Raw genomic sequence first — 13,833 nt, 5'->3', positions numbered from 1 at the left:
CACAAGGTGAAGAAAAAGTCTTTTATCATGCCCCGCAGGGGTATGAAATATGATAGCCAGACACTTCAGTGTCTGGTTATGGATGATATCCTCAACGGATCTTTTCCCACCCACCACCCAGTATGGGTATTCGACCCATACTTGCGACTAAAGTCGCAGGCTATCATATGGCATCTATAAAGGGTGCTTTCGGAGACAAGCAAGGAAAAGAATTAACCATGGAGACACAGAGGGCACAGAAGACACTGAGAAAAGATTGAGACGCTTCAGCGGAAGGAATAGCAGGAATAAATGGAACACGGATTTAACAGAAAAATCAGATTAAATGGATGAAAAAAACTATGTATGGGCGATTGACTTCGTCAAGCTCGGAAGCAGCCACTACGAGGAAATTTCCTCGGTTCATGAATCGCCCTATAGATAAACAAGATATATGTGAAAGATAAAAAAATGAGAAGTATATTAAGTTGGATCAATATTTTTCTAACTGGCTACAAAAAAGTAGTTATTGGGATTTATCTATTTAGTTGTCTTATGTTTACTCTCTCAGCAGAGGTTGTTTCTTTATCCGGTAGAGTCGTCTCGGAAGAGATGATACCCATAGATAATGTAGTCATTCTGAGTGAAGAGAGGTATCTTACAGTCACCGATGAAGATGGTGTGTTCTATCTGGAGAATGCACACGAAGAATGGAGTTTAACCTTTTATCGTTACGGTTATCATTTAGCCAGTATAAATGTCAGAGATTTAGGGGAACAAGAGGTCATCATTTTAACGAGAGATGCCGTTAAGTTGCCTAATGTTACTATCCGCAGAGAACAGGATAATATCTCTGGATTATCTCAGATGAGACTGTTCATTCCTATTACTCCTGAAATGAGGGGAATGAATCTGGTAGATATCATGAATGAGTATCCGGAAATCAGTATCACCGGATTGAGTTTGAGAGGGGAAAGGCAGACTGTATCTGTTTTGGGTCATCATACCAGACATACCCTTGTCCTGCTTGATGGTGTTCCTCTCAATAGCAGCGGACAACCCTTTGATATTTCTGCTATCCCGACAGATATCATCGAGAGTATCGAGATCATCAAAGGTGGTGCTGCTGCTTACAAAGGAGCCGGAGCGATCGGTGGTCTGATCAATATCAACACCAAACATCCCGTCAACTCCTATGATATATTTCTTTCTCAGACTATTGGTTCTTTTGGATCATATAAAACTGCAGCATCTTTTTATCATCGTCGGCAGTGGTTGGGGATCAGTCTTTATGCAGACCGTAATCAAGCAAAAAATGATTTTGTTTACTACGATAGCAATGATATCGAAAATACCCGCAGGTATAATGACAAGTTTTATCAAAACCTGCATCTCCGTTTGAGCGGGCATTTTTCGCAATTTACTACGCTCTATAAACTGGAATTTTTCGATTTTGCTAACAAGCTTCCCGGACCGACAAATTATGAGATCCTCTATCAAAATGCCCGATTAGATGGTTTAAGCGTCTATAACTACTTCTCGTTTGTTGGGCAATTCTCTTCGCTAAATCCGGAATTGATATTTTATCATCATCGAAACAGAACAAAGTATGATAATACCAGAGCACCTAATTCCTATTATTACATAATAAGTAAACACTCTGATGATAAAATGGGGCTGCAAATGAGCATTTACTCGCCATTTGATCATCTGATCAATCAATTGATCAACTACTATATTGTTGATAATCTATTGGAGGACCAGATACATTATGAGCAGAAATTTCAAGCAGAATACTATCGGGAAGATTTTTCCTATCAGGAGTTGACTAATGAAGTCAACTCCCTTCCGGAAATCAGACAGGAGAATTATAGTCTCTCTTCGGTTGCTAAACTTATCATTCCGATCAAAGATGTAGATTGGTCACATAGTTTAGCTGCCAGATGGGATACTTGGCAAAGGGAAACGACAAATAGTGCTTCCAACGTTAATAAGGATAATTTCTTATCATACCGTTATGATACCGCCATCACTCTGTTTCATCCAATATTGTTAAATCTTGGCGGTGGGATCAGTAAGAATTACAGTCTCCCCTCTTTTTACGATCTTTACTGGAAAGGGGATTCGCAAACAACAGGTAACCCCGACCTGAAAATGGAGAAATCGACTAATTATAATGCCTTCGGTGAATTTACTATGTATAATTTAACCCCCAGGCTAGAATTTCATCAGAGCAAGATCGATGACCTTATCTATTGGTATCGTTCTATTACAGGTTGGAAGCCGGGAAATATTGCCGCAGCCGAGATCAGTAACTGGAAGATCTCTGCAGATTATCGATTTAATGATCTTTTTAAGCTATCTCTTTCTTGGCTGAAAACTACTGCTTTGAATAAGTCACGGAATTTAGACGGTTCCCCTTCTGATCTCTATGATAAAAAGCTCCTCTATACCCCTGAAGAGAGTTGGCATATTACTGCTGCTATCCGTCCCAAACCATTCTTTGTAAGATTATCCCACTTCTATACCGGAGTTCAATGGTCAACCCCGGATCAGCTTATTCAGCCACTTGACGATTATAATCTGACTAATGTTGAAATTGGCCTTATCTTCGAAAAACTGCAACTCAATTGGCAAATATCTCTAACTTTGAACAATATCTTTGATACAAGATATGAGATATATGCTTATACCCCACAGCCCGGCTTTAACTGGCTTTTAAATCTGAAAATCAACTATAATCACTGATAAATGGAGAAAAAAATGAAAGCTATGCAAATCTTATTATGTTTAATGATCTTAACTACCTTAATAACCTGTCTGGTTGCTGAGCTATTTGTGCTGAACAGCGTTAGTCAAACCATCTCAAGGATCGATCTCGCAACAGAAAGTGTTAATAATACTTTTGCCCTAACAGGGCTATTCCCCAACAAAATGGCTATCAAAGACGGATATATCTATCTGACAAATTCCGGAGATAGTAATATTCAAGTTATTGATATAGAAAATGGTTCGACAACTGTTACCATTCAGCTGGAAAACTATTCTAATCCTTATGATTTATTGATCCACCAAGAATATGCCTATGTTACGGGCATGCTGACTGATAAAGTATATAAGATCGATCTGGCAACAAACTCTGTAGTAGCAGAACTAACTGTCGGGGTAGCACCTTTGGGATTAATCGTTTATAATGATCTGCTTTATGTAGCTAATTCGGGCTATCAATACCCCTCTTATCTCCCGGGTGAATTGACTGTTATTGATCTAGAGGACTTTAGCACTCTAACGACTATTCCTGTCCCTCTTAGCCCTTACAGAATGATCGTCGATAATGACGGATTCCTGCATCTGGTCTGTTCCGGCAACTATCTTGATGTGATGGGAGAAGTGGTTGTAATAAACACAGATGATCAAGAGATAGTTGAACAGATTCCCCTAAATACCTATGCTACCAATATCATCCTCTCACCATGGAACAGAGTGTATATTGCTGATGCTTTCGGGGCAGGATTACTTGCCTATGACCTTCCCGACTTTGAGATCGTATATGATTCTGATGATCTCTTTTCTACTGGTGGCTCGGCTTTAGCGATTTATGAAGATAGATTGTTTGTTGCTGATGCCGGAGACTTCATGTCAAATTCGATTGTCAGGATTTACGATGCGGAGGAAAACTTTCTTAACTCATACCAAACTGCTATGGGTGCCGTTGATATAGCATTTCGACCTTCCACAACTAACATAGCAGAGGATGTTATCATTTCTCCACAAATGTTTAAGGTCTATCCTAATCCATTTCAAGCTAAAGCAGAAATAAAAGTATTCTCTGATCCTTATGGAAATGATGAAGAATTTGAGATCACGATCTATAATCTACGTGGACAAAGAATCAGAAAACTCGTAACTTCCAGCTTTTCAATAAGTTGGGATGGTAAAGATGGCTCCGGAAAGCTATGTGCTCCCGGTGTTTATCTGTTAAAGTTCAGTAATAAAAACGGGGTAGATCAGACAGGAAAAATAACTCTTATCAAATAATGGTAACTATTGATCACCAAAAGATATTCCTATCCCTCGGGCAGTGTGTATCAGATAGGAATCCTTATCGACATAGTTGTATTTCTTTACCACCTCTTTGATAGGAACGGAGATGATCTTAGGATGCTTATAGGCAACCATCTCGCCGAATTTTCCTTCTAAGACCATCTCGAACGCTTTAACTCCGAACTGAGTAGCTAATACACGATCATAGGCAATGGGAATTCCCCCCCGTTGGAGATGTCCCAGTACAGTTTCTCTGATCTCACCTTCACATCCGGCAGCTATTAATTCTTCTTTCAGTCGTAGTGCTACTCCACCAAGCCGTTTCTTCTCCTGCCCCTTTTCATTGCTCTTTTGCTGGTATACACGTTCACCACCTATCGGCTTGGCTCCTTCGGCGATAACAATATTAGCGAATCCTTTACCCCGGGAAAATCTTTTCTGTAATCTCTTAAGAACAAGATCTATATCATAGTTGATCTCCGGTATCAGACAAACCTCCGCTCCTCCTGCAATGGCTGCATGAAGAGCTATCCAACCGGCATAACGTCCCATTACCTCTAAGATCAAGATCCTATTATGACTCGCTGCTGTAGTAACAAGCTTATCAACTGCCTCTGTTGCTGTCTGTACTGCCGTCTGAAAACCGAAAGTAAAATCGGTAACACTAAGATCATTATCTATCGTTTTCGGTACCCCTATTATGTTAAGACCCTTCTCATAGAGTGCTTGTGATATTCTCTGAGATCCATCACCCCCTATATTGATAACCGCATCGATTCCCATGTACTGTAATTTACGTATCAATTCATCAGAACGATCAACTGACTTCCATGTTCCATCGGAATTCTGGACTGGCCAGGCAAATGGACCGCCTTTATTGGTCGTCCCTAAGATCGTTCCACCCCTGACATGAATGCCGGCTACTGATACCTTATCGAGTATCATAACCTCAGTCGGTTCTCTTAATACGCCATCAAAAGCCTGATAACTGCCGATGATCTCCCAATCCTTCTCTCTCGCCGCCCTCTTGACGATCGCCCTGATCACGGCATTCAAACCCGGACAGTCTCCTCCACCTGTTAAAACCAGTACTCGACGCATTGATCACCTCCATTAGAAATCAATTTTTGTGATTCTATTGATGTATAAAACCGCGTCAACAGTTTTTTATTGCTGTTAAATTCTGAGTTAATAAAAGAATTGTTAGATATGAGTAACGTCAAGCTAACTTATTCCTTGACAAATAAATGCGATCTCTTGTTTAATATTATAGTTACATTTATGGGATTTCTTTGACTATCATCCAAAAATGAGAGGAGGTGAATGATGAAAATGGTGAATAAGCTGCTTATCTTAGTAGGGGTTATTCTCATGATTCTCGGGATTATCAATGCTATTCCTGGTGTTACTATCTTAGGAATAACAAGCGTTATTAAGTTCTTCAATGTAGCAATAAGTTTCTTCGTACTGGCTATTGCCTGCAAATTAGTCTGTATGAAAGAATGATTTAGAATATCAATATCAGTTTTCAGCCCTTCTTCTGGAAGGGCTTTTTCTTTTTTAGCAAAGTCAAATAGGAATGCTAACTTATTATCTATTTGAAAGATATATATATCGTTTTAACCTGCCTTTTCTAAGGAAGACAAGTCGCTGATTAAAAATCTTGACTTGTTGAACCTGCTACCGACCTTTGAGTTGTGATGTGGATATAATCGAATATTGTTTATAACCCTGTTAATTAAGGAGAGATATGTACGAACTAATTCTTTTCTTTTATTTGGTGTCATTTTTATACATAACAATAGTGACATCTTCATGGAGATCGGGATGCATCGAATCATCCTTTTGGTTTGTTGCTAATGGTCTTTTCATGTTATTGTTAGTCTTGGAAGCTGTGCCTACAACAATCAACTATATATTGATCTTCGCCGCAGTAAATACAGCCAGGGCTACCATGCTGCTGCTTATCGGAAGAGGAGCAAAAGTAGAAATTGAATCGGAAGATGATGTCGTTATCGAGGAAGAGCCGGCTCATAAGAAAATGAGTGTCTGGGAATCATTAGAGCAATCCGGAGCAGCTCGTGAATATGATAAAAAGGCGATCAAGACAGCTATTCGTCATTTAAGTAAACTGGGATATTCTGTGGAGGATTTTTCCGACAAGCAGATCGGTTATGATCTACGTATCTCAAAAAGGAAAACTGTATTCTATGTTCTTGTCAAGATCAAGATCGAGGCAGATGGTCTGATTCTCGTTTCTTCTAAAGAATATGAGAAAGCAAAAGAATATAAAAATATTTATTTTCTTTATATTGTCTTAGGTGGTGTTGATCCTTGGGAAGAAGAGATCCATATAGTCTATAATCCTTATTTGAAACTCAATTTCTCTTATGATACTCACAGGCAGGAATATGCTATAGATTGCGATGATATCAGAGCTGTATCTCAGACCACCTTTGATGTAAAAAGATCTTGATCCACGAATAGACACTAATTATTCCACTGATAGACACAGATTATAAAATGATTACACAGAAGCTCTAGCAGAAGGAGAAAAAATCGACAAAGAGAGGGAGAGACTGAGAGACTGAGAGAAAGCCAGAGGGAGAATAGCAAGTCCATTGGTAGAATTAGCAAGCATTAACCACGGATAGACACAGATTAAAAAATAATGAACACGGATGCTCCAGCGGAAGGAATAGCAAGGAAAAATTATACACCACAGAAAAAAAGAAGAAGTTCTTTCGGAGGTGAGAGATCTCCTCAGAGACAAACTTCAATAAGCTAACGTATCACACAAAAGCATTTGACATGATTTGCCCCTTTAAATCAGCTTCTTGGTTATGCAATCAATATTAAGATTTAGTCGTTCTGAGATAGAAGGGAGTCAGGATATCTTTATCCCTGCTCAAGATGGGGTGATGGTATTCCTTAAAGAGAATAAACCACTGTTTTTTATCAGGACCAATGATCTAAAGAAGCTCTTAGATGTCTTAGTAGAGACAGAAGCAAAAGAAAATCCCCAAAGAAAATCACTGGAACCTGTGCTGGATAAATACGACTCTCTTGTATGCTATCCTGTCGAAGATGAATTGCAAGCTCTTATTACAGAAAAACGTCTCCTATTACAGGAAACCCCCGAATTTCATAAGAAGATCAGATTATATGACCATTACCCTTATCTATCTCTCAATATTGAAGAACCACCATATCTGGCTGCTAAAGAAGATACTATCGATAAAATGCTCTACATTGGCCCATTTTCAGATCATTTTTTCCTTTTAGTTGTGATCAACACTTTTAACCAAATAGTCAAGACTCCTGCCTGTCCGGGCAGCGATTCCCCCTGTAATTTACTCGAGGAACAGAGATGTCCCGGATACTGCCTGAAAGAGAACAAGCAAGATCTTCGTGAGTTGTTTGAAAAACATCTCATAACAGAAAATCATGAACTTCTGGCAAATTTATATCAAGTTCGCAAAGAGCTACAGAACAATCTGGAGTTTGAGAAAGAACTGGAAATAGAAGAGAGTATTACAGTTTTAGAGAAATACTATCAATATCTCCTCTTCTTTCATACTGCTAAGCATATAACCGGCAGTTTCACTCTCAACGGGATTGAATACAGAGTTCGGCAAGGTCTTCTGGAGAGCATTACAGAAGGGACTACCACCGAGACCTTTTCCCCTATCAACAACTATTTTGACGACTATGAAAAGGGAGAACAATTAGCTTTGCCCAAAGAGAGTTTTCGGGAAATGTGGATCCTCTTTAAAAAATTCTCTGCTCTTTACCCTGAAAAGATTGACGAAATATACGAGAATTCTTTATTAACCATTAAAAATTTCTTCCGTTCGGAGGCTTAATGACAGAAAGTATTGGTAATTTACCATTAGTAAAAAAACACTTCCAGGGCAAGGTAAGAGACATCTATGATCTCGGTGATACTTTGCTGATTGTCACTTCTGACCGTATCTCGGCTTTTGATGTAGTTTTCCCGACTATTATTCCTAATAAAGGGAAGATCTTGACCCAGATCTCAATTTTCTTCTTTAAAATGACTGAACAAATCGTGAAAAACCATTTCATTACCGATAAGATAGAAGAGTTTCCTCCCGAATTACACCCCTATAAAGAAGAGTTAATTGATAGAAGTATGCTGGTCAAAAAGACACGGGTTATCCCTTTTGAATGTATAGTCAGAGGTTATATTAGCGGCTCTGCTTGGAGCGAATACAAGAAACAGAGTACTGTCGGTGGAATGATCCTACCTGAAGGCGTTAATGAGAGCCAAAAGTTTGAGAACCCACTCTTTACACCATCAACAAAAGCGGAAGTCGGCAATGATGTAAACATCTCCTATCAGGATATGATGATGATGACAGACAAAAAGATCGCTGAATTCCTGAAATCTATCAGTCTGGAGCTCTATCAAACTGGTCATAAGTACCTCTTTGAAAAGGATATCATCTTAGCAGATACGAAATTTGAGTATGGTACTCTGAAAAACGAAATTATTCTGATCGATGAAATTCTGACACCCGATTCGTCCAGATTCTGGGATAAAAATGAATACTCGGTCGGCTACTCTCCCAAAAGCTATGATAAGCAGTATATCAGAGATTATATAGTCAATGCCGGCTGGGATAAGAAACCCCCTGCACCGGAACTCCCCAAGGAAGTGGTAGAAAAAACTTACGAAAAGTATTATCAGGCATATAAGACAATAGTCGGCACCGAAGCAAAAGTATGGTAAAGAGAATATTGGTCGTCGATGACGATCTTAGTGTTTTAGAATTCTTGGAGAAAGATCTCAAGAAGCTGCTCCCGGAAATGGATATTGTTACCACTGATAGCGGATATTCAGCTCTCAAACAGATCATGACTGGTAGTATTGATCTTCTTATTACCGATATTGCTATGCCTGACATGGACGGATATGAGCTATTTTTACGGGCAAGAGAACAGAATGAAGAGATGCCGGTGATCATGATGACCGGCTTCGGATATGATCCCAATCATACTATAGTAAATGCCCGCAACGCAGGATTAGGTGCTGAAGATGTTCTCTTCAAACCTTTTGATGCCGGCTATCTCGTGAAACTCATTCTGGAGCGACTTAATATCGAGTGAACTCTCGCTTATTCGATTTATACCAGATAATGACAACCTTCTATATAAATACGCGTTTTATTTGCTCTTTTTTTCTGATTGCCTTGCTCTTATCCTTATTGCACTCTTATGATCTATCTGATTTTGAATCTACAGCAGAAGAGGGTCTTATCATCCGCTATCACTCCAGAGACAAACAATTAATGGAAACTCTCTTCCCTATGATCCTCAATGATATCTATGAATTTCAACGTTCTCTAGGCTTTTATCCGGAACTCCAAGGCGAGATCATTATTGCTCCCGACAGAGAATACTATCAACACATTGTTTCCGGATATTCGGGTATAATCGAGTTCAGTGAAGCCGTTTATATCTCTTCCCACCAGAGGATCTACATCCGCAATCCCCGAGATCTGAGGGATTTTTCTCGCTTACGCAAAATAATTCTCCATGAATATATCCACCTCTTTCTCGATTCTCATTTCTACAATGTTCCCTTATGGTTTCATGAAGGAATGGCAGTTTTCTTTTCCGGTGATCTCACTTTTGATCGGGAACTTATCTACGCCCGCGATTATCTGCTGGGAAATAGTCTTACTCTCAATGAAATGATCAGCAGATATCCCACCAGCAGAATACGTTGGGGATCTTTTTATGCCAAGTCCGGCTTGGCAGTTAAATACCTCTATGCCAATCAGCGAAACGAATTTTATGCTCTCTGGCAGTATTCGAAAGAACCGAAGGATTTTAATATTACCTTCTTAAGAGCTTTCGGCATGACCCCCAATAGGTTTTCAGGTACCTTTGAAGAACATCTGAGAAAGAGATTCCGTATCGAAATGTTACTCGCTTTTACCGGCATTGTTTGGAGTCTCTTGCCGTTTATCCTTCTTCTTGCCTGGCTAAGAAAGAAATGGCTGAATAAAAAGATCCAACAAACATGGGAAGATACACAGCAACCTGAGGAGGAGAGTTCTCATTTACCGGAAGATAATCCGGAAAACGAAGAAAACCCTATTTGAAAAAGAACTTTACAAGACCTCTTTGATCTTTTCTAAAGATATATAATAACTTGGCGAGGATAAAATGCAGGAATTTGATTCTTTACGGCAAATTGTCGAAAAATTAAGAGACCCGATTGAAGGTTGTCCTTGGGATGTGAAACAGACACCTCAATCTCTGATACCAAATTTCATCGAAGAGCTTTATGAAACGATCGAAGCTATTGACAATAATGATTCGGAACACTTAAAAGAGGAGCTTGGTGATCTGCTGCTCCATATTCTGATGCAGGCACAGATCGCCCATGAAAGAGGAGAGTTTACTCTTGCCGATGTCTTGAAGACTATCACGGTAAAATTGGTCAGTCGTCATCCCCATGTATTTGATAAAATAAAAGGAAAAGAAAAAATAGGTGCCCAACAGGTGAAAAATAACTGGGAACGACTGAAACATCACGAGAAACGGGAGACAAGAAAATCGATCCTGGAAGGAATACCTAAGAATATGCCTGCCTTGATCTATGCTCAGAGAATGCAGGAAAAAGCAGCTTCTGTTGGTTTTGACTGGAATGAGCCGCAAGAGGTTCTTGACAAAATTGAAGAGGAAATAAGAGAATTACGTGCCGCTGAAAAAGAGCAAGACCCGAAAAGAATCAAAGAAGAGATCGGCGACCTGCTCTTTGCGGTAGTTAATTATGCCCGTAAGGTAGAAGTTGATTCGGAAGCTGCTTTAAAAGAGGCATCTGCCAAGTTTAGAAAGAGGTTTCAGAAGATTGAGGATTATCACCGTAATAATAACGAAAATATATATGACAGTTCAATGGAGAAATTAGATGATCTTTGGGAAGCATCCAAAAAAGATATTTAAATACCCCAACAACCTAATTAAGCTCTATTTTGCTGTTGGTTCGGTATTACTCTTTATTTTCTTTATTTTATACACCAACACACTGCTCAGTGGTTTCAGATACGAAGCTCAGGTAGTTCCCAATCTCTTTGCTAGATTCTTCAGCTATTCGGCGGAAGATGATTGGGAAAGCTTACTAAGCCAGTATATTTTCGAAGAGATCATAACTAACATTGACTACCCGATCATCCTCACCGATGGTAATAAAACTCCACTCTACTGGAAAAATGTCGGCATTGATGAGGAGAAACGATTCCATGAATTGGCTGTGGAAGATCAGCACAATCTGCTCCGTAATCTGAGAAAAATGGAGAGTGACCGAAATATCATCCCTCTCTATTATACAACCCAAACCGACAGTATCATCAACTATGCCTTTTACAGCGAATCGAGAACATTGCGGCAGTTACGGCTGATGCCCTATATTGAAGCGATATTTGTACTTCTTTTTGTTCTTTTCGGTGTTTATGCCATTTTTTATCTCAAGCGTAACGAGAAAGATATCCTTTGGGTTGGTATGGCAAAAGAGATGGCACATCAGCTCGGAACACCCATCTCGTCCCTGCTTGGCTGGATAGATGTCCTGTCAAACAGGGCAGAGGTCAATGCCAAAGATTCCGATATTCATAAACTTCTGATGTTTATGGAAAATGATGTCGAGCAGCTTCGTAAGGTTGCTCATAGATTCGGCAAGATCGGCTCCGATATAGAGCTGAAGCCGGTTATCCTGCATGATGTCATTCAAGAATCTGTTGATTATTTCAAAGAACGGTTACCCCATCTCACCCATAAAATTGATATCATCATGATCAGCAAGATCAAAGATGTTACTGTGAAAGTTGATACCGATCTACTCAAATGGGCTTTAGAAAACCTGATCAAAAACGCCATTGATGCCATGCAGAAGAAGGGTGGCAGCATCATCGTCATTGCCTTTCAGGAGAAGAATAAGACCTATATAATCGTACAGGACGAAGGGAAAGGAATTCCCAAATCAATGTTTAACAAGATATTCGAACCGGGAGTCAGCACCAAGATGCGTGGCTGGGGCTTGGGCTTAAGTCTGGCGAAACGTATTGTCGAAGATTATCACGGTGGCAAGATCCACGTCATTCATAGCGTCGTTGGAGAGGGTTCGACTATCGAAATATCTATACCGGAGAGATGATATGTACATTCTGTCCAGACAAGAAATGGTTGATATAGACACAGTCACCATCAGAGAATGGGGACTTGATGCCCGTATTTTAATGGAATATGCCGGCAGCGGCTCTGCCGAGATCATTCATGAACTACTACCTGATAAAGGTGAAGTCGCTATCTTCTGTGGTCACGGCAATAATGGCGGTGACGGTTTCGTTGTTGCCCGTTGTCTTAAAAACAAAGGCTTCTGCCCAATCGTTTTCTTGATCGGCTCTACCGATAAAATGTCGTCCGAAACCGCAGCCAACTATAAACTCCTCACCAAAATGAAGATCCCGGTCTATCATATCTCCAACCTTGAAGAGTGGGAGGATCTGACAGACGATTACTTCTATGATTCCGAGACCACCTTTGAGGCAATAATCGATGCCCTCTACGGTATCGGTTTCCAGGGTAAGTTGCCCGACATGACCGCCCTGATCCTTGAAAAACTAAATGATATCAATACCCTCAAGTTCGCCATAGATATCCCCAGCGGATTAGATACCGATTCCGGCTGGACTGAACACGCCTTCCGTGCCGATATCACCCTCACTATGGCAGCACCCAAGTATGGACACTATTTAGGCAAAGGGAGAGAATACTGCGGTATCGTCATCCCGATAGATATCGGTATCCCTCTCGATGTCTGGACCGACAAACAACCGGCTGCCTGTCTGGTCACTGATGACAATGTCATCTATCCCGAACGTCAACCTTATTATCATAAAGGAGATTATGGCAGAGTAGCCATCATTGCCGGTTCTCCCGGCTTTTCCGGTGCAGCAGTTCTCGCTGCCGAGGCAGCCCTACACTCCGGCAGCGGCTTGATCACCCTCTTTCATCATCAGGGTATGGAAAACATCTACGAGACCAACCTCATCGAAGTAATGACCAGAACACTACCCTTCTCTGAAGAAGATGACCTGATCAAGAACAATTTCCTTGCCGATGAGCTGGTTGAACTGCCCGAAATAAAGAAGTTTTTAGAAACCCTTGACCTCTTCGATGTACTCCTCATCGGACCCGGCTTGGGAATGACACCGCTCTCCATTGCCCTGGTCAATATGATCACCAAAGTTTGGCAGAAACCTGCCCTCTATGATGCCGATGCCCTCAATATCCTGGCTCATTATCCTCACTGGCTGAAACGGCTCGAACAGAGACCGGTCATTCTCACCCCTCATATCGGAGAATTTGCCCGGATCTCTCAGGTCTCTAATCAAGAGGTCCTGCAAGACAGCATGACAGCCATCAACAAGTTCCTCTCCGAATATGACGTTAATCTGCTGCTCAAAGGGGTAACCCGTCTCTTTGCCAACCGCTCTCAAAAGGTCTTTGATATCTCCGGCAATGACGGACTGGCAACCGGTGGCAGTGGCGATGTCCTCTCCGGCATCATCGTCTCTTTCTTAGGCCAGAAACTCTCCCCCGCCGAAGCTGCTGTCTCCGGCTCTTACCTCCTCGGCACTACCGCCGAAAAATGTGCCGAATTCAAACAAACACCCGCTATTACCCCCTCCGATATCATCGATTACATGTTTGAAGAAGATTAAAATAATATTTAAACAATAGATTCATAATCAGGGGGCTTTTAACAGTCTTCCT

At 40.6% G+C, this 13,833-nt stretch carries 12 protein-coding genes; 11 read left to right on the top strand and 1 reads right to left on the bottom strand.

Features of this window, described 5'->3' with window-relative positions:
* The first annotated feature begins 450 nt into the window (after positions 1 to 450).
* Together K0B81_03045 and K0B81_03040 are read left to right on the top strand one after the other, a co-directional pair.
* On the top strand, positions 451 to 2,727 hold the full coding sequence (locus tag K0B81_03045) for a TonB-dependent receptor (protein ID MBW6515578.1): 2,277 nt from the start codon (positions 451 to 453) through the stop codon (positions 2,725 to 2,727).
* A gap of 15 nt (positions 2,728 to 2,742) precedes the next feature.
* The gene (locus K0B81_03040) at positions 2,743 to 4,017 is read left to right on the top strand and encodes a T9SS type A sorting domain-containing protein (GenBank protein MBW6515577.1); all 1,275 of its coding nucleotides are present in this window, start codon (positions 2,743 to 2,745) and stop codon (positions 4,015 to 4,017) included.
* A gap of 6 nt (positions 4,018 to 4,023) precedes the next feature.
* On the opposite strand, the gene K0B81_03035 is transcribed toward K0B81_03040, so the two are convergent.
* On the bottom strand, positions 4,024 to 5,124 hold the full coding sequence (locus tag K0B81_03035) for an ATP-dependent 6-phosphofructokinase (protein ID MBW6515576.1): 1,101 nt from the start codon (positions 5,122 to 5,124) through the stop codon (positions 4,024 to 4,026).
* A gap of 225 nt (positions 5,125 to 5,349) precedes the next feature.
* Here K0B81_03035 and K0B81_03030 point away from each other — a divergent pair, with 225 nt between their 5' ends.
* The 9 genes from K0B81_03030 (at position 5,350) to K0B81_02990 (ending at position 13,781) form a co-directional block, all read left to right on the top strand.
* Entirely contained in the window at positions 5,350 to 5,529 is a 180-nt protein-coding gene (locus tag K0B81_03030; protein ID MBW6515575.1) for a hypothetical protein, read from the top strand.
* A 244-nt stretch (positions 5,530 to 5,773) separates the two neighbouring features.
* A complete protein-coding gene (locus K0B81_03025) occupies positions 5,774 to 6,499 on the top strand; it encodes a DUF3883 domain-containing protein (protein ID MBW6515574.1) in 726 nt (241 codons plus the stop codon).
* A 367-nt stretch (positions 6,500 to 6,866) separates the two neighbouring features.
* Positions 6,867 to 7,889 carry a hypothetical protein gene (locus tag K0B81_03020; GenBank protein ID MBW6515573.1) on the top strand — a complete coding sequence of 341 codons (1,023 nt, stop codon included), beginning with the start codon at positions 6,867 to 6,869 and terminating at the stop codon, positions 7,887 to 7,889.
* The gene (locus K0B81_03015) at positions 7,889 to 8,779 is read left to right on the top strand and encodes a phosphoribosylaminoimidazolesuccinocarboxamide synthase (GenBank protein MBW6515572.1); all 891 of its coding nucleotides are present in this window, start codon (positions 7,889 to 7,891) and stop codon (positions 8,777 to 8,779) included. Before K0B81_03020 ends, K0B81_03015 begins: the two co-directional genes overlap by 1 nt.
* Positions 8,773 to 9,156 carry a response regulator gene (locus K0B81_03010; GenBank protein ID MBW6515571.1) on the top strand — a complete coding sequence of 128 codons (384 nt, stop codon included), beginning with the start codon at positions 8,773 to 8,775 and terminating at the stop codon, positions 9,154 to 9,156. The genes K0B81_03015 and K0B81_03010 overlap by 7 nt, the downstream gene beginning before the upstream one ends.
* Positions 9,157 to 9,185: 29 nt before the next feature.
* Positions 9,186 to 10,157 (top strand): hypothetical protein, encoded by a 972-nt coding sequence (locus tag K0B81_03005; GenBank protein MBW6515570.1) that lies wholly within the window; start codon positions 9,186 to 9,188, stop codon positions 10,155 to 10,157.
* 64 nt (positions 10,158 to 10,221) lie between these two features.
* Positions 10,222 to 11,004: a nucleoside triphosphate pyrophosphohydrolase gene (gene mazG / locus K0B81_03000; protein MBW6515569.1), complete on the top strand. Its 783-nt coding sequence runs from the start codon at positions 10,222 to 10,224 to the stop codon at positions 11,002 to 11,004.
* Positions 10,970 to 12,211, top strand: a complete 1,242-nt coding sequence (locus K0B81_02995; protein ID MBW6515568.1) for a HAMP domain-containing histidine kinase — start codon at positions 10,970 to 10,972, stop codon at positions 12,209 to 12,211. Before mazG ends, K0B81_02995 begins: the two co-directional genes overlap by 35 nt.
* 1 nt (position 12,212) lies before the next feature.
* Positions 12,213 to 13,781, top strand: a complete 1,569-nt coding sequence (locus K0B81_02990; GenBank protein MBW6515567.1) for an NAD(P)H-hydrate dehydratase — start codon at positions 12,213 to 12,215, stop codon at positions 13,779 to 13,781.
* Positions 13,782 to 13,833: the final 52 nt, after the last annotated feature.

The sequence above is a fragment of the Candidatus Cloacimonadota bacterium genome (genome assembly GCA_019429305.1).
Classification (GTDB): Bacteria; Cloacimonadota; Cloacimonadia; order Cloacimonadales; family JAJBBL01; genus JAHYIR01.
This window is presented reverse-complemented; position numbering and strand designations above follow the sequence as displayed.